We start from the raw sequence: 24,362 nt of genomic DNA on the forward strand, positions 1-24,362 counted from the left end.
CCAGGCACAGCGCGCGTGGGGGTCGGCGCAAGCCGGCCCCCACGCGCGTGCGCGGCTCCGCGGATCGCGAGCCACCGATACATTCATCAGTCGTCGCCGTCGTCGTCGAAGGAAGGCCCATGACCGTCGAGCCAACTCCCCTCGGGGCACCTACCCTCGAGCTGCGCGGCATCACCAAGCGCTTCGGCGCGCTGACCGCGAACGACCACATCGACCTCGAGGTGCGGGCGGGCGAGATCCACTGCCTGCTCGGCGAGAACGGCGCCGGCAAGTCGACGCTCATGAACGTCCTCTACGGCCTCTACCGCGCCGAGGAGGGCGAGATCCTCCTCGACGGCGAGCCGCAGGCCTTCGCCGGCCCCGGCGACGCGATGCGCGCCGGCATCGGCATGGTGCACCAGCACTTCATGCTCATCCCCGTCTTCACCGTCGCCGAGAACGTGCTGCTCGGCCACGAGCGCGAGCTCGGCGGCCTGAGCGGCGCGCGCCAGAAGGTGCGCGAGATCTCGCAGCGCTTCGGCTTCCACGTCGACCCCGACGCCAGGATCGAGGACCTCCCCGTCGGCGTGCAGCAGCGGGTCGAGATCATCAAGGCGCTCTCGCAGGACGCGAAGGTGCTCGTGTTCGACGAGCCGACCGCCGTGCTGACGCCGCAGGAGACCGACGAGCTCATGGCGATCATGCAGCAGCTGCGCGACGAGGGCACCGCGATCGTCTTCATCACCCACAAGCTGCGCGAGGTGCGCGCGATCGCCGACCGCATCACCGTCATCCGGCTCGGCAAGGTCGTCGGCACCGCGAGCCCCGAGTCGTCGACGACCGAGCTCGCCTCGATGATGGTCGGCCGCGCCGTCGAGCTGACGGTGCAGAAGAACCCGCCGGTGCTGACCGACAACGCGCTCGTCGTCTCGGGCCTCACGGTGCTGGATGCGGTGGGCCAGAAGGTCGTCAACGACGTCTCGTTCACGGTGCGGGGCGGCGAGGTGCTCTGCATCGCCGGTGTCCAGGGCAACGGGCAGACCGAGCTCACCGAGGCGATCCTCGGGCTGCAGCACCGCGTGAGCGGCTCGATCGACCTCAACGGCAACGAGCTCATCGGCGACTCCGTGCGCGAGGTGCTCGACGCGGGCGTCGGCTTCGTGCCCGAGGACCGCAAGGTCGACGGGCTCGTCGGCGACTTCTCGATCGCCGAGAACCTCATGCTCGACCGCTACAGCGGCGCCCCCTTCGTGCGCGCCGCGACCGTCGACCGCGAGGAGCGCGACCGCTTCGCGACCGAGAAGCTCGAGTCGTTCGACATCCGCGCGCAGGGCATCGAGACGCCCGTCGGCACGCTCTCGGGCGGCAACCAGCAGAAGGTCGTGCTCGCGCGCGAGCTCGGCCGGCCGCTCGCCCTCTTCGTCGCCTCGCAGCCCACGCGCGGCCTCGACGTCGGCTCGATCGAGTTCGTGCACAGCCAGATCATCGCGACCCGCGACGCGGGCATCCCCGTCATCGTCGTCTCGACCGAGCTCGACGAGGTCGTCGGCCTCGCCGACCGCATCGCGGTGATGTACCGCGGCGGGATCGTCGGCATCGTGCCGGCCGACACGAGCCGAGACACGCTCGGCCTCATGATGGCCGGCGAGCGCGTCGCCGGCGCCCCTCACCCCGAGCCCTCGAAGGGAGCCGCAGCGTGAACGAGACGCCGCGCGACGCCGACGACCCGATCGAGCCCGCCGCTCCCCAGCGTCCCGGCGGCTCGCCCGACTCGGGCGCCGCCCCCACGGTCGTCCACGCGCCCGCCGAGGCGGAGGTGCAGGTCGCGGCGCCCGTCGCCCCGACCGACGACCGCACCGCCGACATCGACGACCCGTGGGGCAGCGCCTTCCGTCGCATCATGGGCGGCAACCTCGTGATGGCGCTGCTCGCGATCCTCACGTCCCTCATCGTGGGCGGCATCCTCATCGCCGCGACCGACGAGCGCGTGCAGGAGACGGCCGGCTACTTCTTCGCCCGCCCCGGCGACATGCTCTCCGCCATCTGGACCGCGGTCTCGGGCGCCTACATCGCCCTCTTCCAGGGCGCGGTGCTCAACTTCGCGGCCGCCGACCGCGGCTTCATCTACCTGATCAAGCCGCTCACCGACACGCTGAACTTCGCCACCCCGCTCATCGCGGCGGGCCTCGGCGTTGCGCTCGCGTTCCGCGTCGGCCTGTTCAACATCGGTGGTCGCGGCCAGATGCTCTGGGCCGCGGCGGCCTCCGCGTGGGTCGGCTTCGCGTTCCAGATGCCGCCGATCCTGCACGTCATCGTCGCGATCCTCGTCGGCATCGCCGCCGGCGCGATCTGGGCGGGCATCGCCGGCGCGCTCAAGGCCTACACGGGCGCGCACGAGGTGATCTCGACGATCATGCTCAACTTCGTCGCGTTCTGGTTCATCACCTGGATGCTCCGCACGCCCGGCCTGCTGCAGAACCCCGGCGGCAACAACCCCATCTCGCCGCCCATGCCCGAGACGGCCATCCTGCCGTCGATCTTCGGCCCGCCGTTCGTGCTGCACTGGGGCTTCCTGCTCTCGGTGCTCGCCGTCATCACCTGCGCGTGGCTCATCAACCGCTCGAACCTCGGCTTCCAGTTCCGCGCGGTCGGGTACAACGCATCCGCCGCCCTCAACGCGGGCATGAACGTCAAGCGCCTCACGGTCTACGCGATGCTCCTCTCGGGCGCGTTCATGGGCCTCGCGGGCGCGCAGCAGGTGACGGGTGCCGTCACGACCGGCTTCACCGCCGGCATCGACGCCGGCATCGGCTTCGACGCCATCACGGTCGCGCTGCTCGGCGGCTCGACGCCGTGGGGCACGTTCTTCGCGGGCCTGCTCTTCGGCGCGTTCAAGGCGGGCGGCTTCCGCATGCAGGCCGCCGAGGGCGTGCCGGTCGACATCATCCTCGTCGTCCAGTCGTTCATCGTGCTCTTCATCGCCGCGCCGCCGCTCGTGCGCGCGATGTTCGGCCTGCCGCAGCGCGGCAAGAAGTCGCGCCGCCAGCGCCGCGACGAGGCCGCGCTCGCCGCGATGACCCAGCAGAAGGGAGCGCAGTCGTGACGACCACCGCCGCGCAGCCGCACGCCGAGACGATCGAGCTCGAGCGCGCGGTCGTCAAGCACTGGAAGGCGCCGATCTCGTACGCGGTGCTCACGCTCGTCGCGCTCGTGCTCTTCGTCGTCGCCGCGCGCGACGGCAGCACGACGCTGCGCCTCGCCTCCGTCGGCGACTTCTTCGCGCTCCCGGATGCGGTGCTCCCGGTGCGCGCGACGGGCATCGCCGTGGTCGCGCTCCTCGCCGCCCTCACCGCGGTCTCCTTCTGGCTCGTCGCGACGGTGCGGAAGCAGGGCATCTGGCTGCCGCTCGTGTTCGGCGTGCTCTTCGTGGTTGCCTTCCTCGTCTGGGCGGGCGCCGACAAGATGATCCCGATCCCGGGGCTCCTGTTCGCGACCGTGGGTCTCTCGGTGCCCCTCATCTTCGGTGCGATGGGCGGCGTCATCTCCGAGCGGGCGGGCGTCGTGAACATCGCGATCGAGGCGCAGCTGCTCTCCGGCGCGTTCAGCGGTGCGGTCGTCGCCTCGTCGACCGGCAGCGCCGTGCTCGGCATCCTCGCGGCGATGGCCGCCGGCGTGCTCGTCTCGATGGTGCTCGCGGTCTTCGCGATCCGCTACTTCGTCGAGCAGGTCATCGTCGGCGTCGTGCTCAACGTGCTCGTCGTGGGCCTGACGAACTTCCTCTACTCGTCGGTGCTCACCGCGAACCCGGGGCTCAACTCGCCCGACCGGCTCCCGCGCATCCCCATCCCCGGCATCGAGACGATCCCGATCATCGGCCCGGCGCTGTTCGAGCACACCGTCATCGTCTACGCGATGTTCATCATCGTGCCGGTCATCGCGTGGGGTCTGTTCAAGACCACGTGGGGCCTGCGGCTGCGCGCGATCGGCGAGCACCCGCTCGCGGCCGACACCGTCGGCATCAAGGTCAACCGGCTGCGCTTCTGGAACGTCGCGCTCGCCGGTGCCGTGGCTGGCCTCGGCGGCGCGTACTTCACGCTCGACACGACCGGGGCGTTCAACCGCGAGATGACGGCGGGCCTCGGCTACATCGCCCTCGCCGCGGTCATCTTCGGCCAGTGGCACCCGCTCAAGGCCACCGCCGCTGCGCTGCTGTTCGGCTTCGCGTCGGCGCTGCAGCAGACGCTCGGCGCGATCGGCTCGCCGGTGCCGAGCGAGTTCATGCTCATGCTCCCGTACGTCATCACGCTGCTCGCGGTCGCCGGCTTCATCGGCCAGTCCCGGGCGCCGGCGGCGAGCGGCAAGCCCTACATCAAGCAATAGCCATGGCAGCGATCGACTGGCAGGCGCTGCACGACGCGGCGGTCGCGGCGACGGAGAAGGCCTACGTGCCCTACTCGCGGTTCCCGGTGGGCGCCGCGGCGCTCGTCGACGACGGCCGCATCGTCGCGGGCGCCAACATCGAGAACGCCGCCTACGGCGTGACGCTCTGCGCCGAGTGCTCGCTCGTGAGCGCGATGGTCATGGGCGGCGGCGGCCGGATCGTCGCCTTCGCGTGCGTCAACGGCGCGGGGGAGCGGCTCATGCCGTGCGGCCGCTGCCGCCAGCTGCTCTTCGAGCACGCAGCGCCGGGCATGCTGCTCGACACCGTGAGCGGCATCCGCACGATGGCCGAGGTGCTGCCGGATGCGTTCGGCCCGGCACAGCTCGACGAGTACGCAGAGCACGAGGAGAGGGAGCACCGTGGCTGAGGCCTTCGACGCCGTCGACATCATCCGCACGAAGCGCGACCGGGGGACGCTGTCGACCGCGCAGATCGACTGGCTCATCGACGCCTACACGCGCGGCTACGTCGACGACCCGCAGATGGCGGCGCTCGCCATGGCGATCCTGCTCAACGGCATGGAGCGACGCGAGATCCACGACCTGACGACCGCGATGATCGCCTCGGGCGAGCGCATGGACTTCTCGTCGCTCGACAAGCCGACGGTCGACAAGCACTCCACCGGCGGCGTCGGCGACAAGATCACCCTGCCGCTCATGCCGCTCGTCGCCGCCTTCGGCGTCGCGGTGCCGCAGCTCTCGGGCCGCGGCCTCGGCCACACGGGCGGCACGCTCGACAAGCTCGAGTCGATCCCCGGCTGGCGCGCCGAGCTCTCGAACGACGAGATGCTCGAGCAGCTGCGCACGGTCGGCGGCGTCGTGTGCGCGGCGGGCTCGGGCCTCGCGCCCGCCGACAAGCGGCTCTACGCGCTCCGCGACATCACCGGCACCGTCGAGGCCATCCCGCTCATCGCATCTTCGATCATGTCGAAGAAGATCGCCGAGGGCACGGGCGCGCTCGTGCTCGACGTGAAGTTCGGCTCCGGCGCGTTCATGCAGGAGTTCGAGCGCGCCAGGGAGCTCGCCGAGACGATGGTCGCGCTCGGCCGCGACGCGGGCGTCGAGACGCGCGCACTGCTGACGACGATGGATGTGCCGCTCGGCCGCGCGATCGGCAACGCGAACGAGGTGCGCGAGTCGGTCGAGGTGCTCGCGGGCGGCGGTCCCGCCGACGTCGTCGAGCTCACGGTCGCGCTCGCGCGCGAGATGCTGGATGCGGTGGGCCAGCCCGACGCGGACGTCGAGGCCGCGCTCGCCGACGGCCGAGCGATGGACGTCTGGCGCCGCTTCGTGATCGCGCAGGACGGCGACCCCGACGCGCCGCTGCCCGTCGCGAACGAGACGCACACGGTCGTCGCGGAGCGCGACGGCGTGCTCGGCAGGCAGGAGGCGCTGCCGTTCGGGATCGCCGCGTGGCGGCTCGGCGCGGGCCGCGCCCGCGCGAGCGACCCGGTCGTGCACGCCGCGGGCATCGACCTGCACGTCAAGCCGGGCGACGCCGTGCGGGCGGGCGACCCGCTCTGGACGATCTCCGCCGACGACGAGAGCCGCATCCCGCGGGCGCTCGAGGCGCTCGAGGGCGCGTGGGAGCTCGCGGCGCCGGGCACGGTCGTCGACGTGCCGCCGATCGTGCGCGAGCGCATCGCCTGAGACCGCACGCTCGACCGGGGTCGTGAGCGCTGGCGAGCGCAGGCTCTTGCGCCGCGTGCAGCGCGCGGGGAGACTGGCGCCGAGGCGGCACCCAGCCGTCGTCCAGGCCGCGCGCCGCGCGCCCTGGTTGGCTCGACGCATCCGCACCAATCAAGCACTGAGGAGCCAGTCGTGACCGATCCCCAGCTGAACCGCCCGAGCAGCGCGTACGTCGGCGATGCCACGCAGCCCGCGGGTGCCGCCTACGGCGCGTCCGAGCCGAAGACGCTCAGCGTCGTCGCCCTCGTGCTCGGCCTCGCCTCGATCTTCATCGGCGGCTCGATCCTCGTGCCGATCGCGGGCATCATCGTCGGCGTCATGGCACGCAAGCGCGAGCCGGCGGGCCGCACGATGGCGCTGTGGGGCATCTGGCTGAGCGTCGCGATGCTGGTGCTGTGGGCGTTGCTGTGGATCGTCGCGGGCGGCCTCATCCTCGCCGCGATCGGGCTTGCCGCCTCCGGCGCCTGACACGCCTGCGGGCTCCGATCGCGGCGGCATGCCGCGGCGCGCTCGCGGCCGATACGATCGAGGCTCAATGCACCCCGATGACGGAGGCGGAATGAGCCGGTACGAGGTCGACGGCGTCGACATCCAGACGCTGCCCAAGGTCAGCCTGCACGACCACCTCGACGGGGGGCTCCGGCCGCAGACCGTGCTCGAGCTCGCCGACGAGATCGGCCTCGAGCTCCCGGCGGCCGACGCCGCCGCGCTCGCCGCGTGGTTCGCCGCGCAGTCGAACTCCGGCTCGCTGCCCGAGTACCTCAAGACCTTCGACATCACGACCGCCGTCATGCAGACCGAGCACGGGCTGCACCGCGTCGCGAAGGAGTTCGTGCTCGACCTCGCGGAGGACGGCGTCGTCTACGGCGAGATCCGCTGGGCACCCGAGCAGCACCTGCAGCGCGGCCTCTCGCTCGACCAGGCGGTCGAGGCTGTGCAGGCGGGCATCGAGGAGGCGATCGACCTCGTCGAGACGCACGGCCGCGGCATCCGCATCGGCCAGCTCATCAGCGCCATGCGGCACCTCGACCGCGCCGACGAGATCGCCGAGCTCGCGCTCCGCCACCGCGACAAGGGCGCGGTCGGCTTCGACATCGCCGGCCCCGAGGCGGGCTTCCCGCCGTCGCGGCTCGCCTCGGCGTTCGACCGGCTCGCGAAGGCGCACTTCCCCGCCACCGTGCACGCGGGCGAGGGCGACGGCCTCGCGAGCATCGAGGACGCGCTCTTCGCCGGCCGCGCGCTGCGGCTCGGGCACGGCACGCGCATCGCCGAGGACATCGAGGTCGAGGAGGAGCGCGGCGACGCGATCGTCGTGCGGCTCGGCGAGCTCGCGGAGTGGGTGAAGGACCGGCAGATCCCGCTCGAGCTGAGCCCGAGCTCCAACCTGCAGACCGGCACGATCGTGCAGTGGGGCGACTCGCTCGAGGACCACCCGATCGACCTGCTGCTGCAGCTCGGCTTCACCGTCACCGTCAACCCCGACAACCGCCTGCAGTCGGGCACGACGCTCACGCGCGAGCTCGGACTCATGGTCGAGACGTTCGACTGGGACCTCGACGACCTCGAGGAGGTCACGCAGAACGCCGTCGCCGGCGCCTTCTGCTCGCTCGAGGAGCGGGAGGAGCTCGCCGACGAGATCGCCGACGGCTTCGACGACCTCCGATGACGCTGCCGCTCGACGAGGCGACCTTCTCTCCGGGCGTCCACGCCGCCGACTGGCGCGCCGCGGTGCGCGCCGCGGGGGTCGACCTCGTGACCGCGCGCGCGGTCGGTCGCGCGTACGTCGAGGAGCTCGTGCAGCAGATCGAGCAGGCCGGCCCCTACTGCGTCGTCGCGCCTGGCGTCGCCGTGCCGCACGCGCGGCCGAGCGCGGTCGTGCGCCGCGACGCGCTCGCGATCGTCGTGCTCGACGAGCCCGTCGCGTTCGGCCACGCGCACCACGACCCCGTGCGGGTCGTCATCGGGCTCGCGGCGACGAGCCCCAAGCGCCACTTGCGGATGCTCGCGGAGCTCGCGAACGCGCTCGACGGTGCCGGGGTGGCCGACGCGATCGCGGCGGCCGCGACGCGCGACGAGGCGATCGCGGCGCTGCAGCGGTAGGGAACCCCGGCCCGGACGGGCCGGGGCGCTGGCGTCGCGCCGGAGACCCGGAAGGGTCTCCGGCTTCAGCTCCGGCGCTCCAGCAGAGGGCGCACCGCCTCCGCGATCGCCGCGACCCGCTCGCGCGCCGCGCGCACGCGCGCCGCGGGCGGGCCGTCGGTCGACGTCGCGTCGATGTAGACCTTGAGCTTCGGCTCGGTGCCGCTCGGGCGCACCATCACGCGAGACCCGTCGTCGAGCGTGAAGCGCAGGATGTCACCGATCCCGCCGTGCTCCGGCAGCGCGAGGTCATCGGCCGCGACGACCGCGCTGCCGGCGAGCTCGGTCGGCGGCGCCGCGCGCAGCGCCTCCATGAGCGCCGGGATGCGCGCGAGGTCGGTGACGCGCACGCTCACCTGGCCGGACTCGAACGCGCCGAACTCGGCGGCGAGCGCGAGCAGCTCCTCGGCGAGCGACGAGCCGCGCTCGTGCAGCTCGCTCGCGAGCGTGAGGATGCGCACGAGTGCCGAGATGCCGTCCTTGTCGCGCACGGTGCCGGGGTTCACGAGGTAGCCGAGCGCCTCCTCGTAGCCGTAGACGAGGCCCGGCACTCGCGAGACCCACTTGAAGCCCGTGAGCGTCTGCACGAACTCGAGCCCGTGCGCTGCCGCGATGACGCCGAGCCCGGGGGAGGAGACGATCGAGGCGGCGAGCACGCCGTGCCCGCGCGCGGCGCGGGCCGCGTCCCAGCCGAGCAGCAGGCCGACCTCGTTGCCCGTGAGCATCCGCCAGCCGGCCGGCGCCGACGCATCCGGCACCGCGACCGCGAGCCGGTCGGCGTCGGGGTCGTTCGCGACGATGAGCTCGGCCCCCTCCGCCGTCGCGAGCGCCATCGCGAGGTCGAGCGCGCCCGGCTCCTCGGGGTTCGGGAAGTCGACGGTCGGGAACGCGCCGTCGGGCTCGGCCTGCTCGGGCACGACCGTCACGGGCGGGAGGCCCGCGGCGTCGAGCACCGCGCGCACCGTCTCGAGGCCGACGCCGTGGAGCGGCGTGTAGACGACCTTCGGGCCGCTCGCGCCCGGCATGCCCTGATCGAGCTGGCCTACCGCCGCCGTCGCCGTGACGTACGACTCCCAGACGCCCTCGCCCGCGACCTCCGGCTCGCCCCGCGGGTACTCGGTCACCGGCACCGCGGCCGCCTCGACGATGCGGGCGGCGATCTCGGCGTCGGCGGGCGGCACGATCTGGCTGCCCTCGTCGGCGTCGCCGAGGTAGACCTTGTAGCCGTTGTCGGCGGGCGGGTTGTGGCTCGCGGTCACCACGACGCCGGCGCTCGCACCGAGGTGGCGCACGGCGAAGGCCGTCACGGGCGTCGGCAGGAGGCGCGGCAGCAGGATGGCGCGCACGCCGGCGCCCGCGAACACCTCGGCGGCATCGCGCGCGAACCGCTCCGAGCCGCGCCGACCGTCCCAGCCGATCACGACCGAGGGGTAGGGCTCGCGGTCGACGAGGAAGCGGGCGAGCCCGGCGGAGGCCTGCTGCACGACGACGGTGTTCATGCGGTTCGGCCCAGGGGCGATCCGGCCCCGCAGCCCCGCGGTGCCGAACTGCAGGCGGCCGTGGAACGCATCCGTCACCTCTGCCACCGCGGCCTCGTCGCCCGCCTCGGCGGCGGCGATCGTCGCCTCGAGCTCTGCCCGCATCTCGGGGTCGGGATCGGCGGCGGCCCACGCGCGCGCGGCGTCGAGGCTCATGCGCGAGCGCCGATCGCGGCGACGACGTCGGCGAGCAGGCGCGAGATGCGGCCCTCGGCCTCGCGGCCGGCCTCGATGACCTCCTCGTGCGAGAGGGGCGTGGTCTGGATGCCCGCCGCGAGGTTGGTGATGAGGCTGAGCCCGAGCACCTCCATGCCGGCCTCGCGCGCGGCGATCGCCTCGAGCGCCGTCGACATGCCGCAGATGTGGCCGCCGATCGCCTTCGCCATCTGCACCTCGGCGGGCGTCTCGTAGTGCGGGCCGCGGAACTGCACGTAGACGCCCTCGTCGAGGCTGCCGTCGACCTCGCGCGCGATGTCGCGCAGGCGCGGCGAGTAGAGGTCGGTGAGGTCGACGAACGTCGCGCCCTCGAGCGGCGAGTCGGCCGTCAGGTTGATGTGGTCGCTGATGAGCACGGGCTGGCCCGGCGTCCAGCTCGGCTTGATGCCGCCCGCGCCGTTCGTGAGCACCATGACGGATGCGCCTGCCGCGGCGGCGGTGCGGACGGAGTGGACGACGCGGCGCACGCCGTGGCCCTCGTAGTAGTGCGTGCGGGCGCCGATGACGAGCGCGCGGCGGCCGTCGTCGGTCAGCACGGAGCGGATCGTGCCGACGTGCCCCTCGAGCGCGGGCTTCGAGAAGCCGGTCACCTCGGTCGCGGGGATCGTGTGCGTCGTCTCGCCGAGCAGGTCGGCCGCGCGAGCCCAGCCGGAGCCGAGCGTGAGGGCGATGTCGTGCGACTCGACGCCGGTGATGCGGCGGATGTCGTCGGCGGCCTGGCGCGCGACCTCGCGCGGGTCTGCGGGGGCATCGAGCGGGTGCGTCATGGCGCCCACTCTAAGGGCGACGGAGGCCCGCACCCGTCGGCGCGCTCGCTCGCGGCCCGCCCGTAGGCTGGATCACCATGGCCATCGGCGCGACCGTCCACACCTTCGAGGTGCAGCTCTCCGACGTCGACCGCGGCGTCTACGAGGAGCTCTCGCTCAAGGTCGCGCAGCACCCCTCCGAGACCGCGGCGTTCATGGTGACGCGCGTGCTCGCGCTGTGCCTCGAGCACGAGGAGGGGATCGGGTTCGGCGACGGGCTCTCGGGCGGCGACGAGCCGGCGGTGCTCGTGCGCGACCGCACCGGCGCCCTCGTCGCCTGGATCGAGATCGGCGCCCCCGAGGCCGAGCGCGTGCACCGCGGCAGCATGGCGGCGGATCGCTGTGCCGTCTACACGCATCGCGACCCCGAGAAGGTCGCCGCACGCTGGGCCGGGAAGCGCATCCACCGACCCGAGGACGTGCGGCTCGTCTCGTTCGACCCCGGATTCGTCGACGCGGTCGCCGACGCCGTCGCGCGCCGCACATCGATGACCATCTCGGTGACCGAGGGCGTGCTGTACGCCGAGGTGAACGGCCGCGCGCTGTCGACGGCGATCCACGAGCGCCGGGCGGGCTGACCGCTTTCGGCTCGACTTCGCCGGGACCCGGGACGGGTCCCGGCGCTGGGGTCGCGGCGGAGGGCCGAAAGGCCTCCGCTTTCAGCTCCACCGCGCACATGCGGGATGATGGAGCACGTGAGTGCATTCGAGCGCAAGCAGCGCGTGGTGATCATCGGCGGCGGACCGGGCGGCTACGAGGCGGCGCTCGCGGGAGCCCAGCTCGGCGCGGAGGTGACGCTCATCGAGCGCGCGGGCGTCGGCGGCAGCGCGGTGCTCACCGACGTCGTGCCCTCGAAGACCCTCATCGCCTCCGCCGAGTCGGCCGCGGCGATCGAGCAGGCCGACGAGCTCGGCGTGCAGTTCTTCGCGCGCGGCGATCGCGGCCGGCCGCTGCGCCCCGAGGTCGCGGTCAACTTCACGAAGCTCAACAAGCGCATCCGGAAGCTCGCGCACAGCCAGTCCGACGACATGCGCCAGACGCTCGAGAGCCTCGGCGTGCAGGTCGTCGAGGGCGAGGGCCGCTTCACGAGCCCGACGACCGTGGCCGTCTCGACCGGGGGCGCGAACGCGAAGGACTTCGACTCGTTCGAGCTCGACACCGCGGTCGTCTCGGTGGGCGCGCGCCCGCGCGTGCTGCCGAGCGCCCAGCCCGACGGCGAGCGCATCCTCACGTGGACCGAGCTCTACGACCTCAAGGAGATGCCCTCCCACCTCATCGTCGTCGGCTCGGGCGTCACGGGTGCCGAGTTCGCCTCCGCCTACCGGCTGCTCGGCTCCGAGGTGACGCTCGTCTCGAGCCGCGAGCGCGTGCTGCCGGGCGAGGACACCGACGCGGCCGACGTCATCGAGGAGGTCTTCCGTCGCGGCGGCATGCACGTGCTCAACAAGCAGCGCGCGACGAGCGTCGTGCGTGACGGCGACGAGGTCGTCGTGACGCTCTCCGACGGTCGCGAGATCCGCGGCAGCCACTGCCTCATGGCCGTTGGCGCGGTGCCGAACACCGAGGGCATCGGCCTCGACGCCGCGGGCGTGCAGACGACCGAGTCGGGCCACATCCGCGTCAACCGCGTCGCGCGCACCTCGGTGCCGCACATCTACGCCGCCGGCGACTGCACCGCGTTCTTCCCGCTCGCGTCGGTCGCCTCGGTGCAGGGGCGCACGGCGATCTTCCACGCGCTCGGCGACGAGGTGCGTCCCATCACGCTCCGCAACGTCGCCTCCAACATCTTCACCTACCCCGAGATCGCCACCGTCGGCTGGCAGCAGGCGTCGATCGACGCGGGTGAGCGCGAAGCGCGCGTCGTGAAGCTCCCGCTCAGCCACAACCCGCGGGCGAAGATGCAGGGCGTGCAGGACGGCTTCGTCAAGCTCATCGCCGGCACCGACCTCGGCACGATCGTGGGCGGCGTGGTCGTCGCGCCCCGCGCATCCGAGCTCATCCTGCCGCTCTCGCTCGCGATCGAGCAGCGCCTCACGGTCGACCAGTTCGCGCGCGCGTGGGCCGTCTACCCGTCGCTCTCGGGCTCGGTCACCGACGTCGCCCGCTCGATGCACGTCGCGCAGGAGCAGCTGGAGCCCTGACTCGCCGGGCGCGGGCGTCGCGGCTCAGGCGTCGTCGGGTGTGATCGACACGAGGCGGTGGCCCGAGGGGACCGTCGCGCCCACCGGCGCGTCGATCGCCGTCACGACGCCGTCGACGGGGGAGGAGAGCGGCTGCTCCATCTTCATCGCCTCGAGCACGACGAGCAGGTCGCCCGCGACGACGCGGTCGCCCTCGGCGACGGCCGCCTTCACGACCGTCGCCTGCATGGGCGAGACGATGATGCCGGAGCCGACGCCACCCGCGAGCACCGTCCGCATCCGCCGGGGCGCGGGGCCCTTCGCGTCCTTCGTGTCGGAGAAGAGGCGCTTCGGCATCGAGACCGCGATGCGCTTGCCGTCCGCCTCGACGACGACCGTGCGGCGCGGCTCCGGGCCGCCGAGCTCGGACGGCTCGCCGCCCCACGCGGGGATGTCGTTCTCGAACTCCGTCTCGATCCACGACGTGTAGATCGAGAAGGGCGCGTCGCCCTCGGGCGCGAACGCCGGGTGGTCGACGATGCGGCGGTGGAAGGGCAGCACCGTCGGGAGCCCCTCGACTTCGAACTCCGCGAGCGCGCGGCGAGCGCGGGAGAGGGCCTCGGCGCGGTCACGGCCGGTGACGATGAGCTTCGCGAGCATCGAGTCGAAGTTGCCGCCGATGACGTCGCCGGCGACGACGCCGGAGTCGATGCGGATGCCGGGGCCGCTCGGGGCGCGGAACACCCGCACGGGGCCGGGCTGGGGGATGAAGCCGCTGCCGGCGTCCTCGCCGTTGATGCGGAACTCGATCGAGTGGCCGCGCACCTCGGGGTCGTCGTAGCCGAGCGCCTCGCCCTCGGCGATGCGGAACTGCTCGCGCACGAGGTCGATGCCGGTGACCTCCTCCGAGACCGGGTGCTCGACCTGGAGGCGCGTGTTGACCTCGAGGAACGAGATCGTGCCGTCGGCGCCGATGAGGAACTCGCACGTGCCGGCCCCGACATAGCCGGCGGCGCGGAGGATCGCCTTCGACGCGCGGCGCAGCTCGGCATCCTGCTCCGCGGTGATGAAGGGCGCGGGCGCCTCCTCGACGAGCTTCTGGTGGCGGCGCTGCAGCGAGCAGTCGCGGGTCGAGACGACGACGACGTTCCCGTGCGCGTCGGCGAGGCACTGCGTCTCGACGTGGCGGGGCTTGTCGAGGTACTTCTCGACGAAGCACTCGCCGCGGCCGAACGCCGCGACCGCCTCGCGCGTCGCGGAGTCGAACTGCTCCTCGACCTCCTCGCGGGTGCGGGCGACCTTGAGGCCGCGGCCGCCGCCGCCGAAGGCCGCCTTGATCGCGACCGGCAGCCCGTGCTCGTCGACGAAGTCGAGCACCTCGGCAGCGCCGGCGACGGGGTTGATCGTGCCGGGCGCGAGCGGCGCGCCGACCGACTCGGCGATGTGGCGGGCGGAGACCTTGTCGCCGAGCTGCTCGATCGCGTCGGGGCTCGGGCCGATCCAGATGAGCCCGGCATCGATGACGGCGCGTGCGAAGTCGGCGTTCTCGGCGAGGAAGCCGTAGCCGGGGTGCACGGCGTCGGCGCCCGAGCGGCGCGCGACCGAGAGCAGCTTGTCGATCACGAGGTAGCTCTCGGCGCTCGTCGAGCCGTGCAGCGCGAAGGCCTCGTCGGCGAGCTGCGCGTGCTGCGCGTCGCGGTCGGGCTCGGCGTAGACCGCGACCGAGCCGATGCCGGCGTCGCGCGCCGCCCGGATGATGCGGACGGCGATCTCGCCGCGATTGGCGATGAGGACCTTGGTGATGCGGCGCATGGTTCTAGAGCCTAAGCGGGAGGACATGGCGGATGCGTGCGCACGCCACACAGGAATGCCCGGTTCGGTTGCGGATTCCCACAGTCGGGCCGAGGCTCCCGCGAGCTGTGGGCCCCCGGCGCGGGCCGCTGGCCGTTCGCGACTCGACCCGTCCTCGCCGAGGCGAGCCCTTGCAGCGGGTCGTCTCGGTGAGAAGGGGTCGCGTCGCGCCGGGCGGCGTGCGCGGAGGGGTCGAGTCGCGCGGAAGCGGTCGAGTCGCCTGCAACGGGTCGAGTCTCGCAGGAGCTGTCGAGCCGCGCGACGCGGACGGGCGCGTCCCTGCCTCTCCGCCCCGACCCTGTGCCCGACGGCCCGGCGCACCTAGCATGGAGCCGTGGACCCCGTGGTGCTGGCGCTCGTGGCCGAGTGGTGGTGGATCGCTCCCGCCGGCGCGGGTGCGGGCGCCCTTGGCGTCATCGGCGTGCGGCGCGGCCGCCCCGACGGTCGCCGGCTCGAGCTCGACGCCGCGATGCACGACGTGCGACAGGCGACGGATGCCGTGACGCGCTCGCGCGCGGACCTCAAGGTCGCGCGCGCCGAGCTGCTGCGAACGCAGGCGGAGCAGTCTGCCGGCCGCGTGGGCCTCGGCGCGGTGCTCGAGTCGAAGCGCCGCGCGCAAGCCGCGGAGCGCGCGGTGAAGGTCGCGGTCGCCGACCTCAAGGCCAGGCGCGCGTCGGTGCACGCGGCGCGCGCGACCCTGCCCGCGAGCCGGGCGCCGCTCGAGGCGATGCCGCTCGCGCGGCTGCGAGACGAGCACGACCGCCTCACGGCGCGCTGGATCGCGTACGAGACCGACCCCGCGAAGGCGATCGACTACCCGGCGATGAGCGACGCGTCCTCGCCCGCGCTGCAGGAGTTCCTGCGCGAGCAGCGGCTCGCGCTCGACCTGCGGCCCGCGAGCCTCGACGCCCGCATGGCGCCCGGCGAGTTCGCCGCGTATCGCGACGCCGTGCGACGGGCGACGCACGCCTTCGACGCGGCCGAGCACGCGGCGCGCCGGGGCATCGGCGAGCGGCCCGCGAGCACCACCGGCAGCACCGACTGGAGCGCGCTCGCGCAAGAGCTGCTCGAGTCCGCGCAAGGCGCGATCGCCCGCTCCGCCGAGGCGTGGCAGCGCGACCGGAGGCGTCGGCCCGGCGTCTGAGGTCCGCGCTTGTGAGTGAGTGCTCACTCATCTACGCTGTTCGACGTGCCGCCCCCACCCCGCTTGAGCGCCGACGATCGGCGCGCGCAGATCATCGACGCGGTGACGCCCGCGGTGCTCGAGCACGGCGCCGCGATCACCTCGCGACAGCTCGCCGACGCCGCCGGCGTCGCGGAGGGCACGCTCTTCAAGGCGTTCGGCGACAAGGAGTCGCTGCTCGCGGCGCTCGTCGATCACCACATGACCGACGCGGAGCCCGACCTCGACCTGCGCGCCGAGTCGGTCGTCGAGGTCGTCGCCACCCTCGTGCCCGTGCTCGTCGAGCGGATGCGCTTCATGTACGGCCTCGTGATGGCGCTCGGCCCGATCGCGCAGCGCGTCGCGGGCGAGCGGCGCGACGACTTCGAGCGCTCGAAGCGCTGGATCGCGACGTGCTTCGAGCCGTTCGAGCGCGACCTGCGCGTGACGCCGATGGTCGCCGCCGACGTGCTGCGCACGCTCGCGTGGGCGGCCGCGGCCAGCTGGGGCGAGGACGAGCCCGTGTCATCGGTCGACGACATCATGCAGGTGCTGCTGCACGGCATCGTCGCCGCCCCCGGTGCCGAATCCCGTGCCGAGTCCCGTGCCGAGCCCGCGCAGGGTCGCCGAACCGACGCATCCGCCCTCGCCCCCGTGGAGGCCTGACCCATGCTGTGGAAGCTCATCGTCCGCTACGTGCGGCCCTCGATGCTGTCGCTCCTGCTCGTCGTGCTGTTCCAGTTCGTGCAGTCGGTGCTCACGCTCATGCTGCCGACGATCAACGCCGACATCATCGACGAGGGCGTGCTGCGCGGCGACACCGACACCGTCTGGCGGCTCGGCGTGCTCATGCTCGCGCTGAGCCTCGGGCAGGTCGCCGCGAACGTGCTCGCGATCCTCTTCGGCGCACGCCTCGCGATGCGCGCGGGCCGCGACCTGCGCGCCGACCTCTTCGGCAAGGTCGGCGACTTCAGCGAGCAGGACGTGCAGCGCTTCGGCGCCGCGAGCCTCATCACCCGCAACACGAACGACGTGCAGCAGGTGCAGATGCTCATCCTCATGTCGTGCACGATGCTGCTGTCGGCGCCGATGATGGCGATCGGCGGCGTCATCATGGCGATCCGGGCGGATGCGACCCTCTCGTGGCTCATCGCGGTCTCGGTGCCGCTCATGCTCGTCGTGCTCGGCTTCCTCGTCTCGCGCCTCGTGCCGATCTTCCGGCAGCTGCAGGAGCGCATCGACCGCATCAACAAGGTGCTGCGCGAGCAGCTCACCGGCATCCGCGTCATCCGCGCGTTCGTGCAGGAGCGGCGGGAGAAGGCGCGCTTCGCGGTCGCGAACGACGACGTCACCGACGCCATGATCCGCACCGGCAACCTCTTCGTGCTGATGTTCCCGGTCATCATGCTCATCGTCGAGGTCTCGAGCGTCGCGGTCATCTGGTTCGGCGCGGGACTCGTCGATCGGGGCGAACTCGAGATCGGCACGATGATGGCCTTCCTGCAGTACCTCATGCAGATCCTCATGGGCGTGCTCATGGCGACCTTCATGACGATCATGATCCCGAGGGCCGCGGTGTCTGCCCGGCGCATCGGCGAGGTGCTCGAGACCGAGCCGACGATCGAGCGCGTCGTCGACGGCCGCGAGCAGGTCTCGCCCGGCACCGTCGAGCTGCGCGACGTCGTCTTCCGCTACCCGGGCGCCGACCACCCCGTCATCGACGGCGTGAGCCTGCGCGCCGAGCCAGGCGAGACCCTCGCGATCATCGGCTCGACCGGCGCGGGCAAGACGACGCTCGTGAACCTCATCCCGCGGCTCTTCGACGCGACGGGCGGCGCGGTGCTCGTCGGCGGCGTCGACGTGCGCGAGCTCGACGCCGAGGCGCTCTGGCGCGGCATCGCGCTCGTGCCGCAGCGCCCCTACCTCTTCGCCGGCACGGTCGCCTCGAACCTCCGCTACGGCAACGAGGACGCGACCGACGAGCAGCTGTGGCGCGCGCTCGAGATCGCCCAAGCCGCGGGCTTCGTGCAGCAGATGCCGAAGCAGCTCGAGTCGCGCATCGCGCAGGGCGGCACGAACGTCTCAGGCGGTCAGCGGCAGCGGCTCTCGATCGCGCGCGCGCTCGTCGCCGAGCCCGACGTGCTCGTGTTCGACGACTCGTTCTCGGCGCTCGACCTGACGACGGATGCGCGCCTGCGGGCGGCGCTGCGGGACGCGGTGGGCGAGACCACCCAGATCGTCGTCGCGCAGCGGGTCTCGACGATCGTCGACGCCGACCGGATCGTGGTGCTCGACCGCGGCTGCGTCGTCGGCTCGGACACGCACGAGGAGCTGCTCGCCGGCAACGACACCTACCGCGAGATCGTCGAGTCGCAGATGGCAGTGGAGGCCTGAGATGGCGCGCGTGAAGAAGCAGCGACCGGCGGCGCCGGAGCCCGAGCTCACCGAGGAGGAGCGGCTCGAGGCCGAGCAGGCCGAGGCCGCCCGCATCGGCGCGGGTGACTGGGAGCCGCCGCCCGGCAAGGCGAAGTCGTTCGGCGCCTCGGCGCTGCGGCTGCTGCGCCTCATGCACCCCTACCGCTGGCTGCTCGCCCTCGTGTTCGCGCTCGGATCGATCGGTGTCGTGCTCGTCGTGCTCGGCCCGCGCATCCTCGGCGAGGCGACGAACGTCATCGTGCAGGGGCTCGTGCAGCGGCAGATGCCGGTCGGCGCGACGCAGGCGCAGGTCGTCGAGGGACTCCGCGCCGGCGGCCAGGACGACTTCGCCAACATGATCGAGCGCATGCCCGACCTCGTGCCGGGCGCGGGCATCGACTTCGAGCGGCTCGGCGGCATCCTCCTCGTCGTGCTCGGCGTCTACCTCGCCGGCAGCCTCTTCCAGTGGCTGCAGGGCTTCGTCGTCAACCGCGTCGTGCAGCGCACCGTGCAGGGGCTGCGGCGCGACGTCGAGGAGAAGGTGCACCGGCTCCCGCTCGCGTACTACGACCGCACGCAGCGCGGCGAGCTGCTCTCGCGCGTGACGAACGACCTCGACAACGTCTCGCAGACCGTCTCGCAGACGATGTCGCAGATCGTCACGGGCCTGCTGAGCGTCGTCGGCGTGCTCGTGATGATGCTGACGATCAACGTCTGGCTCGCGCTCATCGCGCTCATCGCGGTGCCGCTCACGGGCATCATCCTCGGCGCCGTGATGGGCCCCGCGCAGGGGCTGTTCAAGGAGCAGTGGCGCCGCACGGGCAAGATGAACGCGATCGTCGAGGAGGCCTTCACAGGCCACGCGCTCGTCAAGGTCTTCGGCCGCGAGCAGGCGGTGCGGGCGCGCTTCAAGGAGGAGAACGACGGCGTCTTCGACGCGGCGTTCAAGGCGCAGTTCATCTCCGGGCTCGTCTTCCCGCTCATGACGTTCGTCGGCAACATCGGCTACGTGCTCGTGGCCGTCGCGGGCGGCCTCTTCGTCGCCGCGGGCCAGATCCTCGTCGGCGACGTGCAGGCGTTCATCCAGTACTCGCAGCAGTTCTCGCAGAACCTCGGCCAGATCGGCCAGACCGTCACGATGGTGCAGTCGGGCGTCGCGAGCGCCGAGCGCGTCTTCGAGCTGCTCGACGCGGACGAGGAGGAGCCCGACGAGGGCGGCGCGACCCCCGCGCCCGGCTCGGGCCGCGTCTCGTTCGAGCGGGTGCGCTTCTCGTACTCGCCCGACAAGCCGCTCATCGACGACCTCTCGCTCGAGGTCGAGCCGGGCCAGACCGTCGCGATCGTCGGCCCGACCGGCGCGGGCAAGACGACGCTCGTCAACCTGCTCATGCGCTTCTATGAGGTCGACGGCGGCCGCATCGCGCTCGACGGTGTCGACACGCGCACGATGACGAGGGATGCGCTCCGGTCGCAGACGGGGATGGTGCTGCAGGACACGTGGCTCTTCGGCGGCACGATCCGCGACAACATCGCTTACGGGCGGCCCGACGCGACGGAGGAGCAGATCCTCGAGGCTGCTCGCGCGACGTACGTCGACCGCTTCGTGCGCGCGCTTCCCGAGGGCTACGACACCGTCATCGACGAGGACGCGACGAACCTCTCGGCGGGCGAGAAGCAGCTCGTCACGATCGCGCGCGCGTTCCTCGCGCAGCCGAGCGTGCTCATCCTCGACGAGGCGACGTCCTCGGTCGACACGCGCACCGAGCTGCTGCTGCAGCACGCGATGGCGGCGCTGCGCACCGATCGCACGTCGTTCGTGATCGCGCACCGGCTCTCGACGATCCGCGACGCCGACCTCATCCTCGTGATGGAGCAGGGCGCGATCGTCGAGCAGGGCACGCACGACGAGCTCGTCGCCGCCCGCGGCGCCTACTGGCGACTGCTCAACTCGCAGTTCGAGGAGGCAGCGGTCGACCTCGAGGCCGATGCCGGGCTCGCCGAGACCGGCGCGGTGCCGACGCAGCAGTCGACCTAGCCGGTCACGGTCGCAGCGCGAGCCAGCCCTCGACGTCGTGCACGGCGATGCCCGCGAAGCGGGTGTCGCCGGCGAGGCGCGCGGCGACCTCCGCGAGCTCGCGCTCCAGCACCGCGCGGCCCTCGTCGGCGAAGGTCTGGGCGGCGGTCGGCTCGGGCTCGGCCACGGCGCCGGTCTCGACGCCGATCCGGTAGGGCCGGCGGGCACCGGCGATCACGCGCCGCGCCGACGCGCTCGACGCGAGGATGTCGGATGCGCGGTCGCGGTACGCCATGAGCGTCACGGCGTCGGCGCGGGCGACGACATCGCGGAACTCGCGCGGATGCGCCTGAGCGAGCCACGGCGCGAGGTCGACCTCGACGGGCAGGCTCGTCCGCGCGGCGACGTCCCGCACGGTGCGCGCGAGCGCGTCGAGCAGCGCGCGCTCCCGGCCGGGCCAGTCGCGCCGCGTCCACGGCTCGATGTCGAGGTGCACGCCCTGGAAGAGGAGCGCCGCGGTCGCGCGTCGCATCCACGTGACCGCGTCGTCGCCCGTCGTCCACGACGGGTCGCCGCCGAGCGCCGAGACGCGCACGCCCTCACCGCGCAGCGCCGCGACCTGCCGCTGCGTCGCGGGGGTCGGCCCTCCCCACGGCACGCTGACGAACGCCTCAGTGACACGCTGCTGCACGGCGAAGGCTGCGACGGCGGCCGGGTCGGGCGGCGCGGCCTCGTGCATCCACACCCACATCGCGCGTCCCGGCGGCATCTCAGCCGCCCGTGAGCGCCGGCCAGGCGACGCCGAGCTCGCGCGCGAGGCGCCGCAGCGCCGGGATGCTCATGCCGACGACCGTCGAGGGGTCGCCGTCGATGCGGTCGATGAACGCGGCGCCGCGGCCGTCGATCGTGAACGCGCCCGCGACCTCGAGCGGCTCGCCCGTCGCGACGTAGGCGTCGATCTCGGCCTCGTCGATGTCGGCGGCGAAGTCGAGGCTCGTCGCCGTCGTCGTGCCCGCAGAGCGGATCACCTCGCCGAACCGCACGCGCAGCAGCCAGTGCCCGGAGTGGAGGGTCGCCGAGCGGCCGCGCTGCACGAGCCACCGCTCCCGCGCGCGCTCGGGGGTGTGCGGCTTGCCGAGCATCGCGCCGTCGAGCTCGAGCGACGAGTCGCCGCCGAGCACGAGCCCGTCGAAGTCGTCGAGCGGGTCCTCATCGAGGAGCGCCTCGGCCTTCGCGCGCGCGAGCACGAGCACGTACCGCTCGGGCGAGAGCGGCCCGTGCGCCGCCTCGTGCGCAGCGATGAGCAGCTCCTCGTCGAGGTCGGCCGGCCGCACGATCGGCTCGATGCCCGCTTGCCGCAAGAGCGCGAGCCGGGCGGGGGAGGCGGAGGCGAGGATGAGCTGCACGCGACGATCCTCGCATCGGCGGCTGAGCCTCGGCGCCGGGCGATCGGCGCTGCGGCAGTGGCGCGCGAGCGGGCGGCTCCCCTAGCGTCGAGCCATGGAGCAGAGCCGACCGACGAAGCTGTCCATCATCGGCGCGGGCGGCGTGGGCGTCGCGATCGCCTACGCCGCGCTCATCCGCGGCTCGGCCGACGTCGTCGCGCTGCACGATCTCGCCGCGGCGAAGGTCGAGGCAGAGGTGCTCGACCTCGCCCACGCGATGCCGTTCCTCGCCGCGAAGGGCATCGAGGGCGGCAGCGACCTCCGCGTCATCGCCGGCAGCGACGTCGTCGTCATCACCGCGGGCGCCAAGCAGCAGCCCGGCGAGCCGCGGCTCGCGCTCGCCGCCCGCAACGCCGACATCGTGCGCGCGCTCGTGCCGGGCATCCGCGAGCACGCGCCCGACGCCATCCTGCTCATCGTGACGAACCCGTGCGACGTGCTCACCGTCGTCGCCCAGCGCGAGAGCGGCCTCGACGGCGCGCGAGTGCTCTCGTCGGGGACGGTCCTCGACACGTCGCGGCTGCGCTGGCGCCTCTCGGAGCTCGTCGGGGTGCACCCGCGCAGCGTGCACGCGCTCATCGTCGGCGAGCACGGCGACAGCGAGTTCCCGCTCTGGTCGCGCGCGAAGATCGGCCCGGTGCTCGTGCGCGAGTGGCGTGAGGGCGGCGAGCTGCGCTTCCCGAAGCCCGAGCTCGACCGCATCGCCGACGAGGTCATGCACGCCGCGTACCGCATCATCGAGGGCAAGGGCGCGACCTCGAGCGCGATCGGCGTCTCGACCGCTCGCATCGTCGAGGCCATCCTGCGCGACGAGCGGGCGGTGCTGCCCGTCTCGAGCGTGCTGCGGGGCGAGCTCGGGCTTCGCGATGTCGCGCTCTCGCTGCCGTCGGTGCTCGGCCGCGGCGGGGTCGAGCGCGTGCTCGAGGTGCCGATGGAGGATGCGGAGCGCGCGGCGCTCGAGCGCAGCGCCGAGGCGATCGCGAGCACCCTGCGCTCGCTCGACTGAGGGTTCGGTGCCGCGATGCGGGAGGATGGAGGCATGCCGCAGGACATCGCAGAGGGCCGGATCGTCGAGCTGACGATCGACAACGTCGCGCACGGAGGCCGATTCGTCGGCCGCCACCGCACCGACTCCGATGAGCGCGGGCGGGTCGTGTTCGTGCCCGACACGATGCCGGGCGAGACGGTGCGCGCGCAGGTCGTCGAGGTGAAGAAGTCGTTCGCGACCGCGGTCGCGCTCGAGGTGGTGTCGGCGTCGCCCGACCGCGTCCCGCACGTGTGGGACGAGGCATCCATCGACCGGCCCCCGCTCGAGCGCGCGGGCGGCGCCGAGTTCGGCCACATCGCGCTCCCGCGGCAGCGCGAGCTCAAGCAGCGCGTCATCGAGGACGCGCTCGAGCGCACGGGCGGCATGACGCGCGAGGTGCCGGTCGCGGCGGCGCCCGGTGACGACGAGCGCGGCGGCCTCGGCTGGCGCACGCGCGTGCGGCTGCACGTCGACGACCGCGGCCGCCAGGGCCCGTTCGCGCCGCGCAGCCACGAGGTCGTGCCGGTGGCCGACCTGCCGCTCGCGACCGAGGGCATCCGCCTCTCCGCCCAGCTCGACCAGCGCCTGCCGGGCGTCACCGCCGTCGACTACGTGCAGTACGGCGACGAGGTCGACGTCATCGCGATGGAGGGCGCGCCCGAGCGAGGCCGCACCGACACGATCGTCGAGACGGTCGGCGGGCGCGAGTTCGAGCTCGACCGCTCGGGCTTCTGGCAGGTGCACCGCGAGGCGCCCGGCGTGCTGACGGATGCGGTGCGTCGCGTGATCGACGCCGACGCGGTCGACGCGGCGGGCTGGTCGCTCGACCTCTACGGGGGCGTCGGCCTGTTCGCGGCGACGATCGCCGAGGTGCTCGGGGAGCGGACGCGCGTGACGAGCGTCGAGGCCGACGAGGTCGCGACCGACCACGCGAGCGAGAACCTCGCCGAGTGGCTCGGTGCGAGCGCCGAGACCGGGCGCGTCGACCGCTGGTTGCGCGAGCTCGCGAAGCGGGCGAGCAAGGCCGAGCGCGAGCGGCTCTCGCGCGGTGTCGTCGTGCTCGACCCGCCGCGCGCGGGCGCGGGCCGCGAGGTCGTCGAGCAGCTCGTCGCGCTCGAGCCGGCGCAGATCGTCTACGTCGCGTGCGACCCGGTCGCGCTCGCGCGCGACGCGAAGCTGCTCGCGGAGCGCGGCTGGAGCGTCGACTCGCTCGAGGCGTTCGACCTGTTCCCGCACACCCACCACGTCGAGGCGGTGGCCTCCTTCCGCCGCTAGCCCCATCGCAGAGTGCCGACACTCTGCTATTCGCGGGCCGGGGAACGGCAGAGTGCCGACACTCTGCGATGCCGCGCGCAGGAGCATCCGCCATGGCCTTCGACGACGTGCTCGCGAGCCGCTTCGAGCGCGCGAACCTGCTCTGCCTGGAGCTCATCGACGCGCTCTCGCCCGCGGGCTCGCCTCGCGCCTGCCCGGCCTCGCTTCGAGCACCATCGCGGGGCAGCTGTGGTGCGTGCTCGGCGC

Annotated in this window: 21 protein-coding genes; 16 read left to right on the forward strand and 5 right to left on the reverse strand. The window is 72.9% G+C overall.

All coding sequences use genetic code 11. From position 1 onward, the window contains the following. The first annotated feature begins 119 nt into the window (after positions 1-119). The 8 genes from JSQ78_RS12105 (at position 120) to JSQ78_RS12140 (ending at position 8,208) form a co-directional block, all read left to right on the forward strand. Positions 120-1,679, forward strand: coding sequence for an ABC transporter ATP-binding protein (locus tag JSQ78_RS12105; protein ID WP_211447883.1), 1,560 nt, complete (start codon positions 120-122; stop codon positions 1,677-1,679). Further along, complete coding sequence (locus JSQ78_RS12110) at positions 1,676-3,082, forward strand: ABC transporter permease (protein ID WP_249295689.1); 1,407 nt, start codon at positions 1,676-1,678, stop codon at positions 3,080-3,082. The genes JSQ78_RS12105 and JSQ78_RS12110 overlap by 4 nt, the downstream gene beginning before the upstream one ends. After that, entirely contained in the window at positions 3,079-4,359 is a 1,281-nt protein-coding gene (locus tag JSQ78_RS12115) for an ABC transporter permease (RefSeq protein WP_211447884.1), read from the forward strand. The genes JSQ78_RS12110 and JSQ78_RS12115 overlap by 4 nt, the downstream gene beginning before the upstream one ends. Before the next feature lie 2 nt (positions 4,360-4,361). Beyond that, complete coding sequence (locus JSQ78_RS12120; protein ID WP_211447886.1) at positions 4,362-4,787, forward strand: cytidine deaminase; 426 nt, start codon at positions 4,362-4,364, stop codon at positions 4,785-4,787. Next, entirely contained in the window at positions 4,780-6,069 is a 1,290-nt protein-coding gene (locus JSQ78_RS12125; protein ID WP_249295691.1) for a thymidine phosphorylase, read from the forward strand. The genes JSQ78_RS12120 and JSQ78_RS12125 overlap by 8 nt, the downstream gene beginning before the upstream one ends. Before the next feature lie 171 nt (positions 6,070-6,240). Then, the gene (locus tag JSQ78_RS12130) at positions 6,241-6,576 is read left to right on the forward strand and encodes a DUF4190 domain-containing protein (protein ID WP_249295693.1); all 336 of its coding nucleotides are present in this window, start codon (positions 6,241-6,243) and stop codon (positions 6,574-6,576) included. 91 nt (positions 6,577-6,667) lie between these two features. Further along, complete coding sequence (locus JSQ78_RS12135; RefSeq protein ID WP_211447890.1) at positions 6,668-7,774, forward strand: adenosine deaminase; 1,107 nt, start codon at positions 6,668-6,670, stop codon at positions 7,772-7,774. Beyond that, entirely contained in the window at positions 7,771-8,208 is a 438-nt protein-coding gene (locus JSQ78_RS12140) for a PTS sugar transporter subunit IIA (protein ID WP_211447892.1), read from the forward strand. Before JSQ78_RS12135 ends, JSQ78_RS12140 begins: the two co-directional genes overlap by 4 nt. 65 nt (positions 8,209-8,273) lie before the next feature. On the opposite strand, the gene JSQ78_RS12145 is transcribed toward JSQ78_RS12140, so the two are convergent. Together JSQ78_RS12145 and JSQ78_RS12150 are read right to left on the reverse strand one after the other, a co-directional pair. Further along, complete coding sequence (locus tag JSQ78_RS12145) at positions 8,274-9,941, reverse strand: phospho-sugar mutase (protein ID WP_211447893.1); 1,668 nt, start codon at positions 9,939-9,941, stop codon at positions 8,274-8,276. Beyond that, entirely contained in the window at positions 9,938-10,768 is an 831-nt protein-coding gene (locus JSQ78_RS12150; protein ID WP_211447895.1) for a purine-nucleoside phosphorylase, read from the reverse strand. Before JSQ78_RS12150 ends, JSQ78_RS12145 begins: the two co-directional genes overlap by 4 nt. A gap of 77 nt (positions 10,769-10,845) precedes the next feature. Between JSQ78_RS12150 and JSQ78_RS12155 the strand changes: the two genes are divergently transcribed. Then, entirely contained in the window at positions 10,846-11,385 is a 540-nt protein-coding gene (locus JSQ78_RS12155; RefSeq protein ID WP_211447897.1) for a YaeQ family protein, read from the forward strand. Positions 11,386-11,493: 108 nt separating this feature from the next. Continuing rightward, positions 11,494-12,948 (forward strand): NAD(P)H-quinone dehydrogenase, encoded by a 1,455-nt coding sequence (locus tag JSQ78_RS12160; protein ID WP_211447899.1) that lies wholly within the window; start codon positions 11,494-11,496, stop codon positions 12,946-12,948. A 24-nt stretch (positions 12,949-12,972) separates the two neighbouring features. Here JSQ78_RS12160 and JSQ78_RS12165 read toward each other — a convergent pair whose 3' ends face one another. Further along, positions 12,973-14,739: an acetyl/propionyl/methylcrotonyl-CoA carboxylase subunit alpha gene (locus JSQ78_RS12165; protein ID WP_211447901.1), complete on the reverse strand. Its 1,767-nt coding sequence runs from the start codon at positions 14,737-14,739 to the stop codon at positions 12,973-12,975. A gap of 373 nt (positions 14,740-15,112) precedes the next feature. Here JSQ78_RS12165 and JSQ78_RS12170 point away from each other — a divergent pair, with 373 nt between their 5' ends. Genes JSQ78_RS12170 through JSQ78_RS12185 form a run of 4 tightly spaced genes read left to right on the forward strand, consistent with a single transcriptional unit; the run spans position 15,113 to position 20,390 of the window. After that, on the forward strand, positions 15,113-15,922 hold the full coding sequence (locus JSQ78_RS12170; protein WP_211447903.1) for a hypothetical protein: 810 nt from the start codon (positions 15,113-15,115) through the stop codon (positions 15,920-15,922). Positions 15,923-15,967: 45 nt separating this feature from the next. Beyond that, positions 15,968-16,606: a TetR/AcrR family transcriptional regulator gene (locus tag JSQ78_RS12175; RefSeq protein ID WP_249295695.1), complete on the forward strand. Its 639-nt coding sequence runs from the start codon at positions 15,968-15,970 to the stop codon at positions 16,604-16,606. A gap of 3 nt (positions 16,607-16,609) precedes the next feature. After that, the gene (locus tag JSQ78_RS12180; RefSeq protein ID WP_211447905.1) at positions 16,610-18,334 is read left to right on the forward strand and encodes an ABC transporter ATP-binding protein; all 1,725 of its coding nucleotides are present in this window, start codon (positions 16,610-16,612) and stop codon (positions 18,332-18,334) included. Position 18,335: 1 nt separating this feature from the next. Next, complete coding sequence (locus JSQ78_RS12185) at positions 18,336-20,390, forward strand: ABC transporter ATP-binding protein (RefSeq protein WP_211447907.1); 2,055 nt, start codon at positions 18,336-18,338, stop codon at positions 20,388-20,390. Between the two features lie 4 nt (positions 20,391-20,394). Here the strand turns inward: JSQ78_RS12185 and JSQ78_RS12190 are convergent, their stop codons facing one another. Continuing rightward, the gene (locus tag JSQ78_RS12190) at positions 20,395-21,138 is read right to left on the reverse strand and encodes a hypothetical protein (protein WP_211447909.1); all 744 of its coding nucleotides are present in this window, start codon (positions 21,136-21,138) and stop codon (positions 20,395-20,397) included. A gap of 1 nt (position 21,139) precedes the next feature. Next, positions 21,140-21,775 (reverse strand): Maf family protein, encoded by a 636-nt coding sequence (locus tag JSQ78_RS12195; protein WP_211447911.1) that lies wholly within the window; start codon positions 21,773-21,775, stop codon positions 21,140-21,142. A gap of 94 nt (positions 21,776-21,869) precedes the next feature. Here JSQ78_RS12195 and JSQ78_RS12200 point away from each other — a divergent pair, with 94 nt between their 5' ends. Together JSQ78_RS12200 and JSQ78_RS12205 are read left to right on the forward strand one after the other, a co-directional pair. Then, entirely contained in the window at positions 21,870-22,820 is a 951-nt protein-coding gene (locus JSQ78_RS12200; protein WP_211447913.1) for an L-lactate dehydrogenase, read from the forward strand. A 33-nt stretch (positions 22,821-22,853) separates the two neighbouring features. Further along, positions 22,854-24,116 carry a class I SAM-dependent RNA methyltransferase gene (locus JSQ78_RS12205; protein WP_211447915.1) on the forward strand — a complete coding sequence of 421 codons (1,263 nt, stop codon included), beginning with the start codon at positions 22,854-22,856 and terminating at the stop codon, positions 24,114-24,116. Positions 24,117-24,362: the final 246 nt, after the last annotated feature.

Source organism: Agrococcus sp. Marseille-Q4369, assembly GCF_018308945.1.
GTDB lineage: Bacteria > Actinomycetota > Actinomycetes > Actinomycetales > Microbacteriaceae > Agrococcus.